This window comes from Rhodococcus sp. Leaf225, assembly GCF_001426145.1.
Taxonomy (GTDB): domain Bacteria; phylum Actinomycetota; class Actinomycetes; order Mycobacteriales; family Mycobacteriaceae; genus Rhodococcoides.
Window position 1 is genome coordinate 438,870 of sequence record NZ_LMRN01000025.1, and the last position, 19,985, is coordinate 458,854.

At 69.0% G+C, this 19,985-nt stretch carries 19 protein-coding genes; 15 read left to right on the forward strand and 4 right to left on the reverse strand.

All coding sequences use genetic code 11. The annotated features are described in order from the left end of the window. The first annotated feature begins 99 nt into the window (after nucleotides 1–99). Genes ASG69_RS20435 through atzF form a run of 5 tightly spaced genes read left to right on the forward strand, consistent with a single transcriptional unit; the run spans nucleotide 100 to nucleotide 6,773 of the window. Nucleotides 100–1,653 carry an amino acid permease gene (locus ASG69_RS20435; protein ID WP_056443806.1) on the forward strand — a complete coding sequence of 518 codons (1,554 nt, stop codon included), beginning with the start codon at nucleotides 100–102 and terminating at the stop codon, nucleotides 1,651–1,653. Next, on the forward strand, nucleotides 1,650–2,471 hold the full coding sequence (locus ASG69_RS20440; protein WP_056443809.1) for an urea amidolyase associated protein UAAP1: 822 nt from the start codon (nucleotides 1,650–1,652) through the stop codon (nucleotides 2,469–2,471). Before ASG69_RS20435 ends, ASG69_RS20440 begins: the two co-directional genes overlap by 4 nt. Continuing rightward, entirely contained in the window at nucleotides 2,468–3,112 is a 645-nt protein-coding gene (locus tag ASG69_RS20445; RefSeq protein WP_056443812.1) for an urea amidolyase associated protein UAAP2, read from the forward strand. The genes ASG69_RS20440 and ASG69_RS20445 overlap by 4 nt, the downstream gene beginning before the upstream one ends. Further along, the gene (locus tag ASG69_RS20450) at nucleotides 3,109–5,100 is read left to right on the forward strand and encodes a 5-oxoprolinase/urea amidolyase family protein (protein ID WP_056443815.1); all 1,992 of its coding nucleotides are present in this window, start codon (nucleotides 3,109–3,111) and stop codon (nucleotides 5,098–5,100) included. Before ASG69_RS20445 ends, ASG69_RS20450 begins: the two co-directional genes overlap by 4 nt. Next, nucleotides 5,100–6,773 (forward strand): allophanate hydrolase, encoded by a 1,674-nt coding sequence (gene atzF / locus ASG69_RS20455; RefSeq protein WP_156380603.1) that lies wholly within the window; start codon nucleotides 5,100–5,102, stop codon nucleotides 6,771–6,773. The genes ASG69_RS20450 and atzF overlap by 1 nt, the downstream gene beginning before the upstream one ends. 30 nt (nucleotides 6,774–6,803) lie before the next feature. Here atzF and ASG69_RS20460 read toward each other — a convergent pair whose 3' ends face one another. Next, nucleotides 6,804–7,487: a TIGR00266 family protein gene (locus ASG69_RS20460; RefSeq protein ID WP_056443821.1), complete on the reverse strand. Its 684-nt coding sequence runs from the start codon at nucleotides 7,485–7,487 to the stop codon at nucleotides 6,804–6,806. A gap of 111 nt (nucleotides 7,488–7,598) precedes the next feature. On the opposite strand from ASG69_RS20460, the gene ASG69_RS20465 reads away from it, so the two are divergent. The 9 genes from ASG69_RS20465 to ASG69_RS20500 all read left to right on the forward strand — a co-directional run bounded on the left by ASG69_RS20465 (nucleotide 7,599) and on the right by ASG69_RS20500 (nucleotide 16,219). Continuing rightward, on the forward strand, nucleotides 7,599–9,518 hold the full coding sequence (locus tag ASG69_RS20465; protein WP_056443824.1) for a hypothetical protein: 1,920 nt from the start codon (nucleotides 7,599–7,601) through the stop codon (nucleotides 9,516–9,518). Then, nucleotides 9,515–9,703 carry a hypothetical protein gene (locus ASG69_RS20470; protein ID WP_056443827.1) on the forward strand — a complete coding sequence of 63 codons (189 nt, stop codon included), beginning with the start codon at nucleotides 9,515–9,517 and terminating at the stop codon, nucleotides 9,701–9,703. The genes ASG69_RS20465 and ASG69_RS20470 overlap by 4 nt, the downstream gene beginning before the upstream one ends. Then, nucleotides 9,700–10,113, forward strand: coding sequence for a hypothetical protein (locus tag ASG69_RS20475; RefSeq protein ID WP_056443829.1), 414 nt, complete (start codon nucleotides 9,700–9,702; stop codon nucleotides 10,111–10,113). Before ASG69_RS20470 ends, ASG69_RS20475 begins: the two co-directional genes overlap by 4 nt. Beyond that, complete coding sequence (locus ASG69_RS20480) at nucleotides 10,110–11,408, forward strand: hypothetical protein (protein ID WP_056443832.1); 1,299 nt, start codon at nucleotides 10,110–10,112, stop codon at nucleotides 11,406–11,408. The genes ASG69_RS20475 and ASG69_RS20480 overlap by 4 nt, the downstream gene beginning before the upstream one ends. Before the next feature lie 83 nt (nucleotides 11,409–11,491). Then, a complete protein-coding gene (locus ASG69_RS20485) occupies nucleotides 11,492–13,516 on the forward strand; it encodes a CocE/NonD family hydrolase (RefSeq protein WP_056444339.1) in 2,025 nt (674 codons plus the stop codon). Between the two features lie 70 nt (nucleotides 13,517–13,586). Continuing rightward, nucleotides 13,587–13,745 carry a hypothetical protein gene (locus tag ASG69_RS22635; protein WP_156380604.1) on the forward strand — a complete coding sequence of 53 codons (159 nt, stop codon included), beginning with the start codon at nucleotides 13,587–13,589 and terminating at the stop codon, nucleotides 13,743–13,745. Between the two features lie 99 nt (nucleotides 13,746–13,844). Next, on the forward strand, nucleotides 13,845–14,012 hold the full coding sequence (locus ASG69_RS20490; protein WP_155957070.1) for a hypothetical protein: 168 nt from the start codon (nucleotides 13,845–13,847) through the stop codon (nucleotides 14,010–14,012). Nucleotides 14,013–14,183: 171 nt separating this feature from the next. After that, nucleotides 14,184–15,206 (forward strand): ABC transporter substrate-binding protein, encoded by a 1,023-nt coding sequence (locus ASG69_RS20495; RefSeq protein ID WP_056443836.1) that lies wholly within the window; start codon nucleotides 14,184–14,186, stop codon nucleotides 15,204–15,206. Then, entirely contained in the window at nucleotides 15,203–16,219 is a 1,017-nt protein-coding gene (locus ASG69_RS20500; RefSeq protein ID WP_082544448.1) for a FecCD family ABC transporter permease, read from the forward strand. Before ASG69_RS20495 ends, ASG69_RS20500 begins: the two co-directional genes overlap by 4 nt. Before the next feature lie 37 nt (nucleotides 16,220–16,256). Here the strand turns inward: ASG69_RS20500 and ASG69_RS20505 are convergent, their stop codons facing one another. Continuing rightward, a complete protein-coding gene (locus tag ASG69_RS20505) occupies nucleotides 16,257–17,213 on the reverse strand; it encodes a type IV toxin-antitoxin system AbiEi family antitoxin domain-containing protein (RefSeq protein ID WP_082544416.1) in 957 nt (318 codons plus the stop codon). Nucleotides 17,214–17,219: 6 nt separating this feature from the next. Beyond that, on the reverse strand, nucleotides 17,220–17,861 hold the full coding sequence (locus ASG69_RS20510) for a class I SAM-dependent methyltransferase (RefSeq protein ID WP_056443846.1): 642 nt from the start codon (nucleotides 17,859–17,861) through the stop codon (nucleotides 17,220–17,222). Between the two features lie 80 nt (nucleotides 17,862–17,941). On the opposite strand from ASG69_RS20510, the gene ASG69_RS20515 reads away from it, so the two are divergent. Beyond that, on the forward strand, nucleotides 17,942–19,123 hold the full coding sequence (locus ASG69_RS20515; protein ID WP_056443848.1) for an RtcB family protein: 1,182 nt from the start codon (nucleotides 17,942–17,944) through the stop codon (nucleotides 19,121–19,123). A 35-nt stretch (nucleotides 19,124–19,158) separates the two neighbouring features. Here ASG69_RS20515 and ASG69_RS20520 read toward each other — a convergent pair whose 3' ends face one another. Next, on the reverse strand, nucleotides 19,159–19,971 hold the full coding sequence (locus ASG69_RS20520; protein ID WP_056443851.1) for an SDR family oxidoreductase: 813 nt from the start codon (nucleotides 19,969–19,971) through the stop codon (nucleotides 19,159–19,161). Nucleotides 19,972–19,985 lie beyond the last annotated feature (14 nt).

Sequence of the window (19,985 nt, forward strand, 5' to 3'; positions counted from 1 at the left end):
ACTCGCAACATCTCGATACATCACGGACACCACCGCGGCCGCTGCGTCCGATTAACTATCACTCGACAGATACACCCCTCCCGTCGATGGAGAACACCCATGAGCCAGGCCGTGCTCCCACCCCCGTCGGACCGTCACGCGGACGGCGACTCCGACGATCTCCTCGAGTTCGGGTACGAACAACAGCTGCATCGCAAGCTGGGGAAGTTCGCGTCCTTCGCGGCGGGCTTCTCGTTCGTCTCGATCCTGACGACGATCTTCCAGCTGTTCGGCCTAAGCTTCAGCTTCGCCGGCCCGGCGTTCTTCTGGGCGTGGCCGGTGGTGTTCGTCGGCCAGTTCATGGTGGCGCTGTGCTTCGCCGAACTGGCCGCGCGCTACCCCATCTCCGGGGCCATCTACCAGTGGTCACGCCGCGTCGGCGGTGAGATCACCGGCTGGTTCGCCGGGTGGTTCATGATCATCGCGCAGATCGTGACGGCCTCCGCCGCCGCCATCGCACTGCAGGTGGTGTTGCCGAACGTCTGGAGCGGCTTCCAGATCGTCGGTACCGACACGGCGCTGACCTCGTCGGACGGCGCCACCAACGCCGTCGTGCTGGGCACCGCGCTGCTGGTGATCACCACCACCATCAACTCCATCGGCGTCAACGCGATGGCGCGCATCAACTCGATCGGCGTGACGTGCGAGATCGTCGGTGTCATCGCGGTGATCGGGGTGTTCTTCACCCACGCGCAGCGCGGACCGGACGTCGTCTTCGACACCGGCGGCGTGCCCGTCGATTCCGGCTACATCGGTGCGTGGATCGTCTCGGGCCTGATGGCCGCCTACGTCATGGTGGGCTTCGGCTCGGCGGGCGAGCTGGCCGAGGAGACCAAGAACCCGCGTCGTGTCGCCCCCCGCACGATCCGGCTGGCCCTGTCGGTGTCGGCACTCGGCGGTGGCCTCATGATCATCGGCGCCCTCATGGCAGCGCCCAGCCTCACCGACGGCGAGCTGGCGACACAGGGACTTCCCTACGTGCTGAACTCGGTGCTGTCCTCCCCGTGGGGCACCGTGCTCCTGATCGACGTGGCCATCGCGATCCTCATCTGCACGTTGGCCATTCAGACCGCCGCGTCCCGGCTCATGTTCTCGATGGCTCGCGACGGCCGGCTGCCCGGCTCGCGCATCCTGGGCAGCGTCAACAAGACGACGGGCACACCCATCGCCCCGGCCGTCGTCATCGGTCTGGGCTGCGTCCTGGTGCTCGTGGTCAACGTCGGCAACTCGGCGATCTTCTCCACCCTCGCCAGCGTGTGCATCGTCCTCATCTACCTCGCCTACATGATGGTGACGGTCCCGCTGCTCCTCCAGCGGCTGAAGGGCTGGCCCCACAACACCACCGGCGCCCCGAAGGTCGACTCCGAGGGCAAGCCGCTGTTCACGCTCGGCCGGCTCGGGCTGCCCGTCAACATCCTCGCCGTCGTCTACGGCGCCGTCATGGTGGTCAACCTGTCCTGGCCGCGCCCCGAGATCTACGACCCCTCCGGCGACTTCCCGCTGCTGCGCTGGGCCGCCCCCCTCACCGTGCTGGCCGTCGTCGCCGTCGGTGCGCTGTGCTTCCCGCGCGGCAAGGCCCACCCCAACCCCGTCACCACAGGAGTGTCCGCATGACCGCCACCACCACAGCCGCCCGCGAGCACGCCCGGTCGCAGGCTCGGGAGATCACCGACTCGATGCCGGTGGTCCCACCCTCCCTGTGGCCGCACGAGGTTCCCGGAACCGATGCCGCGTCGCTCGTCTGGGCCGAGACCGTTCCCGGCGGGCGGTACACGACGAAGGTGCTCCAGCGCGGAACCCGAGTCCGGTTGCGCGACATCGACGGAGCGGCCTGCGCGCACGTCCTGCTGCACCGTGCCGACGCACCGTGGGAACGCCTCAACACCGCCGACTCCGTCAAGGTGCCGTGGCAGGCGTACATGGGGGTGGGTCATCCGCTGCTGTCCGACCAGGGGCGGGTGCTCGCCACCGTGCTGGCCGACTCGTCCGGACACCACGACGCACTGTGCGGTACGACGACGCTGCTCACCAACACCGCGAAGTACGGTGACGGCTGCGCGTACTCGGCGTCCCCCGCGGGCCGCGAGTTGCTGATCCTGGCCGCCCTGAAGAACGGCCTCGGTCCCGGCGACGTGCCGCCGACACTCAGCTTCTTCCACGGCGTCACCGTCGATCCCGACGGGGCGCTCCGCAGCACGGGTTCCGCGGGTGCCGGCCGCGAGGTCGACCTGATCCTGCACCTGCCGGTGATCGTGAGCATCGCCAACACGGCGCACCCGATCGATCCGTCGCCCACCTTCGACACCACGTCGCTCGAGGTGCTGGCCTGGCCGTCGCCGGAGGATCTCGACGCGCTGCCGAACACCGACCCCGAATACCTCCGTGCCGTCGCCAACACGGAGGACACGTACGCAGCAGGAGGCTCGAAATGACCACAGCAGTACAGGAACTGGCGCTGGTGGCCGGCCGGGTGATCCTCGACGAGGTCGCACCCGCCCGTGGCCCGTGGTCCGCCGTCGTGCGCGCCGGCGACGTCCTCACCATCCTCGACCTGGAGGGCAACCAGGCCGTCGACACCCTGGTCTACGGCGCCGACGACCACACCGTCCGCTACAGCGCACCGGCCACCATGGTGGGTCAGGGCAACGTCTACCTCACCACGGGAACGGTGCTGCGCGACAGTGAGTCCCGGCCGATGATGACCATCGTCGCCGACGAGGTGGGCAATCACGACACGATCGGCGGCGCGTGCTCGCAGGAGTCGAACACGCTGCGCTACGGCCACCACACCAAGCACCAGCACGCGTGTGTCGAGAACTTCGTGCTCGAGGGGTCGCGGTGGGGTCTGGGCAAGCGCGACATCGTCTCCAACATCAACTTCTTCATGAACGTCCCGGTCGACGCGGACGGCAGCCTGGGCATCGTCGACGGACTGTCCGCGCCGGGCAAGCGGATCGCGCTGCGCGCGGAGATCGACTCGCTGGTCCTGATCTCGAACTGCCCGCAGATCAACAACCCGTGCAACGGTTTCGACCCGACACCGGTTCGTCTGATCGTGACGCGGCCCGCATGAGCATCCGCGTCGAGCGCCCCGGCATGCTCACCACCATTCAGGACTGGCCCGGCCGGGTGGGGTACTGGAAGGTGGGAGTACCCCCGTCGGGGCCGATGGACGACCTGTCGCTGCGGTTGGCCAACGTCGCCGTCGGCAACCCGGAGGGAGCGCCGGCGCTCGAGACCACGATGAGCGGTCCCGCACTGCGTTTCGACGACGAGACCGTCGTGTGCGTCACCGGTGCGGACGCACCCGTCACGGTGAACGGCGAACCCGCCGAGCGCTGGACGCCGATCACGGTGCCCGCGGGCGGGGTGCTGGACGTGGGTGCGGTGTCCGGGGCCGGTCTGCGGATGTACGTCGCGATCCGCGGCAGCGTCCTGGCCGAGGAGTACCTCGGCAGTGCGTCGACCTTCACACTCGGGACGTTCGGCGGGCTCGACGGCCGTGTGCTGCAGGCGGGCGACGACCTCGCCCCGGCGGATCGCGCGACCGGCACACCCGCATCCGTGCCGATGGAACACGTTCCGGCGCTGACGCACTCGTGGCAGCTCGCCGTCACGGAGGGTCCGCACGGCGCACCCGAGTTCTTCACCCGTTCCGACATGGACACCATTCTCGGCACCGACTACGAGGTGCACTTCAACTCCGATCGCACCGGCGTGCGGCTGGTCGGACCCCGCCCGGACTGGGCGCGCACCGACGGGGGAGAGGCGGGTCTGCACCCGTCGAACATCCACGACAACGCGTATTCGGTCGGGGCGCTGGACTTCACGGGCGACACCCCCATCCTGCTCGGTCCCGACGGCCCGAGCCTGGGCGGTTTCGTGTGCCCGGTGACGGTGGTCGCGGCCGATCGCTGGAAGCTCGGTCAGCTGCGCCCCGGCGACACGGTGCGCTTCGTCGCGCTCGAGGCCGCTGCGGCCGCCTCGAAGAACACGCTGGGCGTCGGCCGGCGCGCCGGCCTGCCCGTGGTGTTCTCGCGCGGCGGCGACGGGGACGACGGTGTCATCGCGCGCCGCGACGGTGCCACGCCGGTCACCTATCGACGCTCCGGTGACGACAACATCCTGGTCGAGTACGGCGAGATGTCCCTCGACCTCGCGCTGCGGGCCCGCGCGCACGCACTGCACGAGGCCGTCGAGGCCATCGCTCCCGCCGGGTTGGTCGATCTGACGCCCGGTATCCGGTCGTTGCAGGTGAAGGTCGACCCCGATGTGCTGCCGACCTCGAAACTCCTCGACCTGCTGCTCGAGGCCGAGGACGCGCTGCCGGACACCTCCGAGCTCACGGTGCCCAGTCGGCATGTGCGGCTGCCGCTCTCGTGGGACGACCCGACCACGCGCGAGGCGATCCAGCGCTACATGCACGGCGTACGCTCCGACGCGCCGTGGTGCCCGTGGAACATCGAGTTCATCCGCCGGATGAACGGGCTCGAGTCCGTCGACGACGTGTACGACACGGTCTTCGATGCCGAGTACATGGTGCTGGGCCTGGGCGACGTGTACCTCGGTGCGCCGGTGGCGACTCCGCTGGATCCACGGCACCGCCTCGTCACGACGAAGTACAACCCGGCCCGCACGTGGACACCGGAGAACGCCGTGGGGATCGGCGGCGCGTATCTGTGCATCTACGGCATGGAGGGACCCGGCGGCTACCAGTTCGTCGGCCGCACCACCCAGGTCTGGAACCACCGACACCCGTCCGCAGTCAAGGGTTTCGAAGAGGGCACGCCCTGGCTGCTGCGCTTCTTCGACCGCATCTCCTGGTACCCCGTCAGCACCGAGGAACTCGCCGACATGCGCGCCGATCTCGCGGCCGGGCGCGGAGCGGGTGTCGAGATCACCGACGGCACCTTCTCTCTGGCCGACCACGACGAGTTCCTGGCCGAGAACGACAGCTCCATCGCCGAGTTCCGCAAGAAGCAGGCCGAGGCGTTCGGCATCGAGCGCGATGCCTGGTCCGCGGCCGGCGAGTTCGCCCTCACCACAGCACAGGGAGCATGATGACGACCGCCACCGATCGAGTGTTGCTCGCGTACAAGCGTATTGCCGAGGTCGACCGCCCCGAGGTGTGGATCACGCTGCGCGACGAGGCGGACGTCCTCGCGGAGGCCGCCGGTCTGGACGAGAGCCTGCCGCTGTACGGGACCGTGCTCGCGGTCAAGGACAACATCGACGTCGCGGGTCTCTCGACGACGGCGGCGTGCCCCGAGTTCGCCCGTACCCCGGACGCCGATGCGACCGTTGTCGCGCGACTCCGCGCCGCCGGCGCTCTGGTGCTGGGCAAGACCAATCTCGACCAGTTCGCCACCGGACTCGTGGGAACGCGCAGCCCGTACGGCGCGGTGCGGCACGCGCACGACCCCGAGAAGATCTCGGGCGGCTCGAGTTCCGGCTCCGCGACCGCGGTCGCGCTGGGCATCGTGGACATCGCCCTCGGAACGGACACGGCAGGGTCGGGCCGAGTTCCTGCGGCCTTCGCCTCCCTGGTGGGCATCAAGCCGACGCTGGGACTGGTGCCGAACACCGGCGTCGTCCCGGCGTGCGTGGACTACGACGCCGTGACGGTCTTTGCCGCCGACATCACCACGGCCACAGCAGCCATGGCGATCATGATCGGTGCGGACTCGGCGGATCCGCGGAGTCGTGCGTGGCCCGCGACGGTGCCGTTGTCGGCCCCGCCGCGCCCCCGTGTCGCCGTTCCGCGCACCGAGGATCTCCGCGCGCTGTGCCCCGAGTACGCGGAGGCGTTCGAGCGCACGGTGTCGGGACTGGACGCTGTGGGGATCGACCACGAGATCGTCGACATCTCCGTCCTGCTGGACGCGGCCGTGCTGTTGTACGACGGGGCGATCGTGGCGCAGCGCTACGCGGCGGTCGGCGAGTTCCTGTCGACATCGCCCGAGCACGCCGACCCGACCGTCTCCCGCATCGTGCTGGGCGCGAAGGATCCGGCAGCGCACGCGTACGTCGACGACCTCTCGACGCTGCTGGCGGCGAAGGCGCACGCGGCGTCGATTCTCGACGGGCTCGACGGCCTGGTGCTGCCGACGACCACCGAGCACCCCACCATCGCTGCGGTACAGGCGGATCCGCTCGGCATCAATCGCAGGCTCGGCACGTTCACCAACTTCTGCAACCTTCTCGACATGGCGGCGGTCGCGGTGCCGGGTGCGCGCACGACGGCGGGGGATCCCTTCGGCGTCATGGTCGTGGGCCCCGCGTTCACCGATCAGGTACTGCTCGACATCGGCGCCGCGGTGGCGGATCAGGACACGGCGGTACTCGTGGAGGACGGCGTGGACGTGCTCGTCGTCGGCGCGCACCTGCGAGGGTTCCCGCTGAACGGTCAGCTGGTCGAGCGTGGTGCGCGGTTCGTCGGTGAGGTGAGCACCTCCGCCGACTACCGCCTGGTCGATCTGGGCACCACGCCGCCCAAGCCCGGACTGGTGCGCGGCGGCAGCGCCTCCATCGCGGGCGAGCTGTATCGGATGGCCCCGGCGCACCTCGGCACGTTCCTGGCCGGGCTGCCCGCACCGATGGGCCTGGGATCGGTGACGCTGTCCGGCGGTCGGGAGGTGGTCGGTTTCATGTGCGCCGCCGATGCGGCGGAGGCGGGCACCGACATCACCGAGTTCGGCGGCTGGCGGGCCTACACCGCGAATCGTGGAGTCTGAACCCCGGATTCCGGGGTCTGAGTTCCACGATCAGCTCGAGCGTGGCCGGTTCTCGTCGATGAGCCGTTCGAGTTCGCGAGGGTTCCTGGTCTGCAGCAGGACGCGGCCCGGACCGGTGAAGTCGAACACCAGCCCCTCGCCGGACTTCAGCGTCTGCACCGTCTTCCCCTGTACCGCTCGACGCACGTCGAACGTCATCGCGAGGTGGTACGCCACCACGTGACCGGTGTCGATGGTGACGCGTTCCCCGGGACCGAGGTCCATGACGTCGATGGCGCCGTACACACCCAGCAGCACGTGCCCGCGTCCCGACGCCTTGTAGCCGAAGGCGCCCTGGCCGCCGAACATCTGCTTCATTCCGCCGAACTGCGGGTCGACGGTGACGTCGGGGGAGTTGCCGAGCCAGGAACCGTGGCCCACGAACCACTCCTGCCCGTCGGCGACGTCGACGGTGATGACGTCGCCGGGCAGCTTGCCGGCCAGGTCGACCCAGCCGCCCTGGTCCGGTGCCGTGTACGTGGTGACGTAGAAGGATCCGGCGCTCAGCGCGCTGCGTTTGAGTCCGCCGAGGAATCCGCCCGGGGTGCTGCTGCGGATGTCCACACCGGCCGAACACGCGAGCATCGCTCCGCCCTCGGTGTTCAGCGATTCCCGTGGCGCGAGGCGGCATCGGGCGACGGTGTTGGAGGGGTTGTGCCGGAGTTCGACGTCCATGCGCAGACGATAGAGCAGCGACGACCGCCGCGCGCGGCACGTGAGAGTGCCCGAGAAATTACTTTCGGGTAGCTCTGGTGTCGACGTCCGGTTACAGACATAATCCGATGCGTGAACAATGTAGGTGTTACCTCGAGTAACCTGATCGCACAGGCGCCGGCCGGTGGCGGCGCCGCGCTCGATCAGGTCTTCGGCATGACCGCGGCAGCCGGTGTCATCTCGCTGTTCCTGCTGTATCTGGCCGTGATGCACCGGACGAGGCGCATCACGTGGCTGCAGCGCCTCGCGGACTACGCGGGCGAGAAGCTGCACCGCCCCGGGTGGGTGGCGCTGCCGCTCGTCATGTTCATCTCGACGATCCTCACCGCGTTCTTCGGCTTCATCTGGGACGTCAGCCTGCACATCGGACGTGGTCGCGACGAGGGCCCGTTGGCCAACCCGGCGCACTACTTCATCCTGGTGGGCCTGTTCTTCCTGTTCATCGCCGGTGCGCTGGCGATCATCCTGCCGCGCGACGAGAAGCCCGGTCCGGCAGCCATCAAGATCACCCGAACCTGGTACGCCCCCACCGGCGGGCTGCTCATCGCCGGTTCGGGCCTGTACGCGCTCATCGGCTTCCCGCTCGACGACATCTGGCACCGCATGTTCGGCCAGGACGTGACGCTGTGGGGACCGACGCACCTCATGCTCATCGGCGGGGCCGGGCTCTCGCTCGTCGGCGTGCTGCTGCTCGAGCACGAGGGGCGCGTCGCGATGGCCTCCACCGCCGTGACCACCGCCGCCACCGGCGGTGAGCCCGACGGCGAGACGACGGCGGACCCGGCGCAGGCCGTCGACTCGCGCAAGCGCTCGATCATCACCTGGTTCATGCGCAGCTCCGCCTTCGGTGGTCTCGTCATCGGCCTGTCCGTCTTCCAGATCGAGTACGACTTCGGCGTCGAGCAGTTCCGCCTCGTCTTCCAGCCGCTGCTCATGACGGCTGCCGGCGCCTTCGCGCTCATCGCCGCCCGCCTGATGGTGGGCCGCGGATCCGCTCTGTTCGCCGTCGCCTTCGCCGCGGTGATCCGCGAGATCACCGCGCTGATCGTCGGTCCCGTCCTCGGTGAGCCGCACAGCGTGTTCACGCTCTACCTGGGCATGGCCGTGGTCGTCGAGATCATGGGTCTGACCACTCTCGTCCACCGCCGCCTCCTGTTCGGCGCCGTCACCGGTGTCGCCGTGGGCACCGTCGGCCTGTACCTGGAGTCCATGTGGGTCGACGCCGTCTTCCTCTACCCGTGGCCGAACAGTATGTGGGTCGAGGCGCTCGCCACCTGCATCCCGGCCGGCCTCGTCGTCGGTCTCACCGCGGGTCTGTTCGCGCAGGCGCTCAGCGGTGACGGACTCCCGCGTCCCGCCGTCCGGCGTTCCATCGTCGTCGCGATGGTGCTGGTGCTCGGCGGCAGCGTCGCGAACGGCCTGATGATCGACGTTCCGCAGGGCGCGAGCGCGACCGTGAGTCTCACCGACGCTCCCCGCGAGGACGGCTTCCGCATGGTCACCGCCACGGTGAGCATCGACCCGAGCGACCTGGTGTCCGACGATCCCGAGTGGGTCTCCATCCTCGCCTGGCAGGGCGCAGGCGACTCGCTGCACGGACTCGTCGTCGACAACCTCGAGCGCACCGGCCCGGGTGAGTACCGCTCCACGCGTGCCATGCCGGTCGACGGGACGTGGAAGACGTTCCTGCGCATCCAGGACGGCCGCACCATGGCCGGTGCGCCCATCTTCATGGCGGCGGACGAGGGCATCGGCGCCGAGGAGGTCCCCGCGACCACCGAGTTCACCCGCGAATTCCAGTACGAGACCAAGCTGCTGCAGCGTGAGCGCTCGTTCGACCACCCGGCATGGCTGTTCACGGCTGCGTGCCTCGTGGTGCTGGCCTGCTCGCTGGCCCTCATCTGGTCGCTGTCCTGGGGCGCCGCACGCATCAGCCTGGCCACCCCCGGCAACACCGCGACGAAGGGCAGCAAGGAGCGCAGTCGCGTATGACGCCCGATCCGAACGTGACGTACCTCGCGGATCACTCTGTCGTGCTGGCACTTCCGGCCGTCATCCCCGCAGTGCTCATCGCTCTCGTGGTGATCGTCATCGTCGTGCGCGACCGGCGGGCCGAGCGGGCGGAGAACGCCGAGAACGACCTGAAGGATGCGAACGAGAGGGAGGGTACGGAGTGAGGCGGGTAGTGGTGGTCGGGCTGGCGGTACTGGCGCTGGCGGGGTGCTCGCAGGCGGAGCCGGAGACCGAGGCGACGCCCGAGCAGGTCTCTTCGACACCGGCCACGTCCGTAGCGGCGTCCGACGTCCCACGCATCACGCCGACCACCACGCTCGACGTCTCCATCGCGGGCGGTGAGGTCACCCCGGTCGACCAGCGCCTCGAGGGCAGGGTCGGCGAGGAGATCCTCGTGACCGTGTCCAGCGACGCGGAGGACGAGATCCACGTGCATTCCGTTCCGGAGCACAGCTTCCCGGTGGCGGTCGGTGACGATCAGCAGTTCCGCTTCACGGTCGACGTGCCGGGCTCGGTCGACATCGAGTTGCACGAGGCCGACGTCACCGTGGCGACGGTGCTCGTCCGGTCGTGAGCAGCGAGCTCCTCGCGCACGGTCTCGGCGGGTCGACCGACCTGCCGATCCCGGTGACGTACGCCCTCATCGGCGGTGCCTGGGCGCTGGCAGCGTCCTTCGCGGTCCTGTTGTTGGCGTGGAAGACTCCGCGTCTGACGCCCGATCGACACCTGGTCCGAACGCCGCTGGCACGACTCGTGGACGCTGCCCCGTTCCGGGGCGTCGTCGGCGCCGCGTCGGTGGCGCTGGCCGTGTGGGTCGGTGCGGCGTCGGTGCTGGGTCCGCAGGATGCATCCAACGCGCTGCTCGGCGTGTTCTACGTGTTGGTGTGGGTCGGGCTGGTCCCGGCATCGCTGGTCTTCGGGCCGGTGTGGCGCATCGTGTCCCCGGTCCGCGCGCTGTATCGCGTTCTGCCGCACGGCCGGCCGCGGACCGTGCCCGACGGCATCGGGGTGGTCCCGGCGGTGCTGGGCCTGCTGGCCTTCGTGTGGCTCGAACTGGCGTCGAGTGATCCCGGTTCGGTCGCCGCCGTGCGTACCTGGTGTCTGCTGTACGTGGTGGTCCTGCTCGGCGGCGCCCTGATCTTCGGCGAGGAATGGTTCGCGCGCGCGGATCCGTTCGAGGTGTTCAGCGACACCGTGGCGCGGTTGTCGATCCTGGCGCGCGACAGGGAGTCTCGCGCCCTCGTGCTGCGGAACCCGCTCGACGGTGCCGCCACCCTCCCCGTACGACGCGGAACCGTCGCCGTGACGGCCACGTTGCTCGGCTCCACCGCGTTCGACTCGCTGGCGCAGACGCCGAGTTGGAAGTCGTTCGCGCGTGACCTCGGTGACCCGGTGCTGATCCGCACGGCCGGCGTGCTGGCGTGTGTCGCACTGGTGGGCACCGTGTTCTGGCTCGCGGCGCGCACCACCGGCGGCGTGACGAGGGAGCGTCGCGCGCAGTTGCCCGGCTTGCTGGCGCACTCGCTGATCCCGATCGTCGTCGGGTACTTCTTCGCCCATTACCTCACCTATCTCGTGGAGAAAGGTCAGCAGAGCGTCTTCACGTTGTTCGATCCGTTCGACCGAGGATGGAATCCGCTCGGCATCGCGGACGCGTCGGTGAACTACGCGTTGTCCTCGCATCCGTCGGTGGTCGCATCGATCACGGTGCTGTGCGTGGTGATCGGGCACATCGTCGGAGTGACACTGGCGCACGACGCGGCTCTGCGGCTCCTACCGAAGAAGGATGCGCTGCTCGGCGAACTGGCACTGATGCTGGTGATGGTGCTGTACACCTTCCTCGGTCTCTTCTTGTTGTTCGGCGCATGAATGGTCGTTGACCTTTCCGTGACCGTAGGTTACCGTCCGGTAGGTTAGTGGCGCCCATCACAGGGGAGGGTGCCGATCAGAGCATGGGGGCTCGTGTGCGGCGTCGTTCCACGGTCATCTCGGGCGTTCTCGTCGCCCTCCTCGTCGCATCCGGTACCGCGGTGCCGGCCACGGCGGATCCCACCGGCGGCGCGGACGCCGTCGCCTGGACCGCCGCGGCCGATGCGCCGCCGCACTACCCGCAGGTGGCCATCGACTGGGACGTCCCCATCACGATGAGTGACGGAACGGTGTTGCAGGCCAACATCTACCGGCCCGCCGATGCATCCGGTCGCCCGGTGGAGACCGCCCTCCCGACCGTCCTGAACATCACGCCGTACACCAAGCTCGTGGGCAACCTGATCGACTCGATCCAGCAGATCCCCGGGGTGAGCGAGCCGGTGCTCGACTTCCTGGCGAGCCTGAACTTCGCCGGTACGCCGTTCGACGGCATCACCGATCTCACGCAGGCGGTCGACGGCGGGGGCCTGCGCATCTTCGCCGTCAACCGGAACCTCGTCCAGAACGGCTACGCCCAGGTGGTCGTCGACGCCCGCGGCACCGGGTTCTCGCAGGGTACGTGGGACGTGTTGGGTCCACGCGAGCAACAGGATTCGGCGGAGATCATCGACTGGACGTCCCGGCAGTCCTGGTCGGACGGTCAGGTCGGCATGTCGGGCATCTCCTACTCGGCCATCAACTCCGTGCAGGCCGCGGCGCTGCGTCCGCCAGCGCTCAAGGCCATCTTCCCGGTCGAGCCCGGCAACGACCTGCTGCGCGACATCGTGGGTACCGGCGGCGCGTTGGGTGTCGGGTTCATGCCGCTGTGGCTCACGTTGGTCAACGTGCTGAAGTTCGTCCCGAACGTGCAGTCGATCCTGCAGGGGCAGTTCGACACTCGGTGGCTCGCCGATCGATTGGCCGATCCGGCGATCCTGATCCCCGAACTCGCCAACGCCTTCACGGCGCCGACCATTGCCGACATCCGGCCCGAGACACTCGGTGTCGCGCAGGACGGCGAGTTCTACGCCGACCGTTCGGCGGATCTGTCGCAGATCGAGGTGCCCACCATGGTCTACGGCGGCTGGCACGACATCTTCACCAACAGTGAGCCGCGCATCTACAACGACATCCCGGTCGCGCCCGGACGCAAGCAGCTGATCATGGGCGACGGGTACCACGTCAATCCGGGCGCGGGCTTCGGACGCCCGGGCAACCCGCCGCGACTCGATGCACTCGAACGCGCGTGGTTCGACCACTGGCTCAAGGGCGTCGACAACGGTGTCGAGAGGTACGGCCCCGTGACGCTGTTCCAGCAGGGCGGCGGGTGGACCACCACCGATCAGTTCCCCCGTGCCGGAGCGCAGTCTCAGCGCACCTACCTCTCCGCCGCCCCCAGCGGCACCGCCGGGCACAGCCTCCATGACGGCTCGCTGTCCTCGTCGCCGACGTTTGACACCGCGCGCCTCACCGTCGCGCCGGGCCTTCGCGGGGTCTGTTCCCGCGACGCCGCGGTCGGTACTGCGGGTGCGGCGGCGATCCTGGGGTCCGTGTGCACGAAGGACTCCCGGTTCAACGAGGCCGAGGCCCTGACGTTCACCAGCGCGCCGGCCGAGAAGCCCACTCAGATCTCGGGTGCCACCAACCTGCATCTCAACACGGTGCTCGATCGGCCCGACGGCTTCTGGGCCGCGACGATGAACGACGTCGCGCCGGACGGCACGTCCACCCCGATCAGCCACGGCGCTCTCACCGCATCGCTGCGCCAGATCGACGAGGCGAAGAGCACCCGCTCGGCCAACGGCGACTACGTCGACGCGAAGCCGGCGCTCACGCTCGCGAGCCGGCAGCCGCTCGTGCCCGGCGTCCCGACCACGGTGGACATCAACCTGCTCCCCACGGATGCCGTGATCGCGCCGGGCCACCGGATCCGCATCGACGTCTACGCCGCCAGCGTGCCGCGCTACCTGCCCCTGGGGCCGATGCTCGTCGACTCCGCGCTGGCACCTCAGCACGTGCAACTCGACCCCGCGAACCCCAGCTTCGTGAACATTCCGTATGTGAACTGAGCGGATACCGTGACCATGTCGCGTCCTCGCAGGCGGTTCGGTCGCCGGTATCGGTGGAACACTTCGTGACATGTGGTGGTTCGTCATCGGCTTCGTGGCCGTCTGGATGGTGGTGTCGGTCGTTCTCGGCGTCCGAGTCGGCCATGCCATCCATGTGGCCGACGTCGAGGAAGACGTAGAGCATGCACACGACGTCGACGGTGACGCGCCACTCGCTCCCGCGAGGTGATGGGGACCGAGATCGGATTGTGATCGAGCACGGCAATCCTCGCGAATGGCCGTGACGAAAACTCGTCGTGACGACACCGCACCACCTCGGGACCCGCTCGTGACCACGGGCTGGATGCTCGTGGTCGGCATCGCGGTCGCGTGGCTTCTCATGGCGGTCCTCATCGGTGTCTGGATCGGTCGCGCCGTCCGCAAGGCGGAGCGCGACGAGCGCGACGCACGTCGGCAGGAGTCGACTCCCGAACACCGCCGCGACTCGGCGGCCTGACGACCGACCGTTAGAGTGACCCTCGAACAGTCGTTCAGCGAGGGAACCCGGTGCGATTCCGGGACTGGCGCGCAACGGTGACGAGCTTCGGCTCGAAGTCCGATCGCTTGCTGTCCGGCACCACCCTCGAAGCTCCGCGCACGGGCTCCCAGCAGGACGGCACAACCGAACATGACCCCACGCCTCGCGATCGCCGCTGTCGTCACGACAGTCGGCCTCCTCGCCACAGGATGCTCCACCGGCCCGACCACGACGGCTGCGGCCGAGGCCGGAAGCAACTATCCCGTCACCCTCGAGAACTGCGGCCGCACCGTCACCATCGACGCGCCGCCGCAGCGCGCCGTCTCCCTCAATCAGGGATCCACCGAGATCCTGCTGTCCCTGGGGCTGGAAGATCGGATGGTCGGTACCGCCACCTGGACCGACCCGGTACGGGCCGACCTCGCGGACGCCGACGCGCAGGTTCCGCGGCTGGCGGACAACAAGCCCTCGCTCGAGGTGGTGCTGGACACCGAGCCCGATCTGGTCACCGCGTCGTTCGGCGGAACGCTGGGAGAGGGTGGAGTCGCCGACCGCGACCGGTTCGACGCGCTCGGCGTCCCGACGTACCTGTCGCCGACCGATTGCATCGGCAAGTCGGCCACCAGCGTCAACGCCGACGGTGCCCGGGACGAGCCACTGAGCATCGAGACGGTGTTCGAGGAGGTGCGCGATCTCGCGGCGATCTTCGATGTCCGCGACCGAGGGAATGCCCTCGTCGACGAGCTGCGAGCGCGCTACGACGCGGCATCCACGCCGGTGTCGGAGGCGTCGCTCGCCTACTGGTTCGCCGACACCACTGCCCCCTACATGGCCGGGTGCTGCGGAGCGTCCGGTGTCATCTCGAACGCGGTGGGCGTGCGCAACGTCTTCGCGGACACGAAGGACGAATGGCCGCAGGTGAGTTGGGAGAGTGTCGCCGACCGCAACCCCTCCGCACTCGTGCTGGCCGACCTCAGCCGGCGCAGCATCGACGGTGACGCGCTGGCGAGCAAGATCGCATTCCTCGAGAGCAACCCGGTGACGAGTCGCATGCAGGCGGTGATCGACAAGCGTTACATCGTCGTGAACGGTGCCGACCTCAATCCGTCGATCCGGACCATCGACGGTATCGAGAAAGTGGCTGCGGCACTGCAGGAGTGGTCGAACGGGTGAGGGTGCGACCGGCATTGGCGGTCGTGGCCACGCTGCTGGCGGTCGTCGCGTCGGTGGCGGTGTCCATCGCGCTGGGCCCGGCGAACGTGACGGTGCCCGACGTGGTCGCCGTCGTCGTCGCGCATCTCGGTGGCCCGCCGGCGGACGTCAGCCGCATCCAGGACGGCATCGTCTGGGAACTGCGGCTTCCCCGTGCACTTCTCGCGGCGATCTGCGGGTGCGGCCTGGCGCTGTGTGGCGCGATCATGCAGTCGCTGCTGCGTAACCGCTTGGCGGATCCGTTCGTTCTCGGCATCTCGTCCGGTGCCTCGACGGGCGCCGTGTCGGTGGCGGTGCTCGGTGTGGGTGCGGGCGCACTGTCGCTGTCGACCGGCGCCTTCGTCGGTGCTCTCGTGTCCTTCGTGCTGGTGATGATGTTGGCCACCGGCGCCGGCGGCGGAACAGGGCCGGTGATCCTGGCGGGAGTGGCCGGTACGCAGTTGTTCTCGGCCCTCACCTCGTTCATCGTGCTGTCCTCCGCCGATGCAGAGCAGACGCGCGGGGTTCTCTTCTGGTTGCTGGGCTCGCTCGCCGGTGCCGGGTGGGGCGATGTCGCGGTGTGCGCCGGCGCCGTGGGGATCGGGGCGGTGGCGTGCGTGGTGGCGGCGCCGTCGCTCGACGCGGTCACGCTGGGATCGGACACGGCCCGCGCGCTCGGGGTCTCGATGCTCCGCCTGTCCGTCGTCCTGCTCGGAGTCACTGCACTGATGACCGCGACCATCGTGGCGTCGGCGGGAGCCATCGGATTCGTCGGGCTGGTCATCCCCCACGCGGCCCGCATCCTCGTCGGCACCGCCCATCACCGCGTGCTGCCGGTGTCCATGGCGATCGGTGCCGTGTTCATGGTGTGGGCTGACACCCTGGCGCGCAGCGTCTTCGCGCCGCAGGAGATTCCGGTGGGGGTCGTGACGGCGCTCGTGGGTGTGCCGGCGTTCGCGGTGATCCTGTTGCGTGGCCGGCGCGGGGTTCGATAGTGGAATCTGGACCCCGGAATCCGGGGTGCCGATTCCACTATCGACGCAGTACTCGACGAACTTCGGCGATCACGGCTTCGGGCTCTCGAATCAGCCGGTGGTAGGTGAACCGGAGGATCGTCCAGCCGTCGTTCACGAGCGCGTTCTGACGCACCGCGTCGTGTGCCATGCGCTCGGCCGTCCGGTGATACGCCCAGCCGTCGATCTCGATCGCCACCCGCCGGTCGACGAAGGCCACGTCGATCACGTAGCCGCACGATCGCACGGCGCACTCCCATCCCGTGATGCGAAAGGTGCGCAGCAGTCGAAGGAAGATTCGCTCCGCCTCGGATTCGCCGCCGGTCGCCGCGTGCACGAGCATCGCCGCGGCGCGAGGGCTGCCGACACGTCCGGGGTTGCGAGCGTGGGCACTCTGCAGCCGGTCCAGTGATGTGCGGGTCTGCAGTGCGCGGTCGAGGAACCGGGTTCCGTCGCCGGGCCGTGCCTCCTCCAGGATCACGGCGGTCTCCAGCACAGTCAGAGCGAGGCCGGTGACGCGGAGATCACGGGCCACCGCCACGTCGACTGCAGGAACGTTGCGTCGTCGCACGGTGACCGACCGATCGAGGTATCGCCGAGCACGCGGAAGGGTCACCCAGGAGTGGGCGGGCGGCCGCTCGAGCAGGCCGAGCCACCATGCGGCGGTGGGCCCACTCGCCAGTGCTCCGCGACCGCATCGGAGCACCGCGATGCGCACCATCGCCTGCTGGGTGACCGGTTGACCTGCCGGCATGTAGATGCCCGACGCCATGCGGGTCCAGCGTCCTGCGGACACGCGGCGTTCGAGCGCGGTGGACGACAGTCCCAGTGCGAGGGCCTGTGCCCGGCTGATGACGCCGTCGTGCCGACCAGCGAATCTGTCCAGTTCGTCCACGCACTGTTGGACGGGCGTGGGCCCACCGGGGATCCCCGCAGTAACAGTGGAATCGGAACCCCGGATTCCGGGGTCTGACATCCACGATCAACACCCTCGCGGCGGCGGCTCCACGAGGTGATCGCGTGCCCGCGCGACGACGAACGCCTGCGCCGCCGTCTCCGTGCCGTGGGCGGATCGCACGGCGTCCCGGTGCAGCACGTACCCGCTGTCGATGAGCAGCGACTGCACCTCGTCGACGTCGTGGCGGAGGTAGTCGAGGTGCACGTCCCGCCCGAACGCGGTGCGCAGCTCGCGGGTGGGTGCTGCGGTCTGGAACGCCAGCAGCAGCCAGCCGTCCGGGACGATGACGCGGCGGAACTCGGAGAACAGAGCGGGCAGATCGGCGGTGGGGGTGTGCACGATCGAGTACCAGGCGCACACGCCGTGCACAGAACCGTCGGCCAGGGGGAGCGCGGTCATGTCGCCCACCACCCAGGAGGCCGGCCCCGATGCTGCGGCGATCATGCCCTTCGACGCGTCGAGACCCAGGACGTCGAGGCCGGCACCCGCGAGCTCGCGTGCCGCCTGGCCGGGCCCGCACCCGGCGTCGAGCACCGTCGTGCCGCGCGAGGACCGTACCGAGCGAGCGAACGACGACAGGAACCCGCGGTCGAAGGGGCGCGAGCCGAGCTCGTCGGCGAAGGCGGCCGCGTAGTCCGGGGCGATCGCGTCGTACTCCGAGTGCATGCGGGACAGCGTAATTGCCTGGCCCCGAGGTACCCACACCTCGTACCGTCATCCCCTCACTGACAACGAAGGAGATCACCATGCCACCGACAGGCGCGGGAACGCGGCTGCTCAACTGGGCCTCGGCCATCGAGGACGCCACGTTGGAGCAGGCGCGTCGCACCGCGGCCATGCCGTTCATCCACCCCCACGTCGCCCTGATGCCCGATGCGCACCCCGGAATGGGAAGCGCTGTGGGCACGGTCATTCCGACACTGCGCGCGGTCATCCCCGCCGCGGTCGGCGTCGACATCGGGTGCGGGATGATCGGCGTCGAGACGACGCTGACTCACAGCGACATCACGGACCTCGACCTGGCGCAGCTGCGTCAGGACGTCGAGCGCGTCATCCCCCTCTCGCCCGGCAACTACAACGGGCACCTCGACCGCTTCGAGTTCACCGCTGCCAAGATCGCGGAGCTCGAGGAACTGGCCGAGAAGAGCGGGGTGGACCTGTCGCACTCGCCGAAGTGGCGTCAGCAGCTGGGGTCTCTCGGTGGTGGCAACCACTTCATCGAGCTGTGTCTCGACGAGCGGGACCGGGTGTGGCTGTTCCTGCACTCGGGTTCGCGAGGGGTGGGCAACAAGATCGCCAAGAAGCACATCGCGATCGCGCAGAAGATGTGCGAGAAGTGGTGGATCCAGCTGCCCGACCGTGATCTCGCGTACCTGGCCCAGGGCACGCCCGAGTTCGATCGGTACATCGCGGATCTGACGTGGGCGCAGCGGTTCGCGTACCTCAACCGGGCCGAGATGATGGATCGGTTCCTGCACCAGTTCGTGCATCGGGCCGGTACCGACACGAGTGTCGAGTCGGATCGAATCAACTGTCACCACAACTACACCCGGCCGGAGAAGCATGCCGGCAAGGACGTGTGGCTCACCCGTAAGGGCGCCGTCCACGCGGCCGAGGGTGTGCGGGCCATCATTCCGGGCAGCATGGGAACGCGGTCGTACGTCGTCGAGGGCAAGGGCAGCGCGAGCGGTCTGCACTCGGCTCCGCACGGTGCGGGTCGGCGGTTCTCCCGGGCCGAGGCGCGCAAGCGCTACACGCAGGACGACCTGCGTGAGCGGATGGTGGGGATCGAGTACCGGGACTCGGCCGAGTTCATCGACGAGATCCCCGATGCCTACAAGTCCATCGACGTGGTGATGGAGGATGCTCGCGATCTGGTCACGGTGCTCCACGAGCTCCGCCAGATCATGAACGTCAAGGGCACCTGACGTCCGATGGCCCTGCAGTGCAGGGCCATCGGACGTCACACGCTCCGCCAGGCGTCGTCCTTCACGAACTGGACGGCCTGCGGCCCCATCAGGGCCATGCCGCCGTCCACGACGAGGGAGGCGCCCGTCATGTACGACGACGTCGGGCCGGCGAGGAACGCGACGACGGAGGCGATCTCCCGTGCGTCGCCGGTACGTCCGAGCGGGACACCCGGCCGGGGGTTGTTCTCGGGGTTCTCGTCGGTCTGACCGGTCATCGGTGTCGAGATCTCGCCCGGTGCAACCGAGTTCACGGTGATGCCGTATTGTGCGAGCTCGATCGCCATCACCTGCGTCAGTCCGCCGAGACCGGCCTTCGCGGCGCAGTACGGTGCCGCACCGACCTTGGGCAGGTGTTCGTGCACGCTGGTGACATTGACGATGCGCCCGCCGTGGCCCTGCTCCACCATCAGCCGTGCGGCGTGCTGTCCACACAGGAACGCGCCGTCGACGTCGACCGACAGCACCGTGCGCCACGAGTCGAAGTCCAGGTCGAGGAATGAGGTGGCGGTGCCTGTGCCGGAGCAGTTCACCAGCACGTCGATCCCGCCGAGCTCACTGGCCAGCGAGTCCACGGCGAACGGGGCGCCCGGGAGGTCGGTCAGGTCCATGTGGGCACTGAACCCGCTGCACCCGAGCGCGCGGATCTCCGCGACGGTGGCCTCGGCGCCCTCGCGGTCGCGGTTGTAGGTCACCCCGACGTCGAGGCCGCCGCCGGCCAACGCGACGGCCACCGCGCGGCCGATGCCGGAGTCGCCGCCGGTCACGACGGCGGTGCGGGAAACGAAGTCGGAACCTGGTGTCGTCATGGCCGGGCCATACC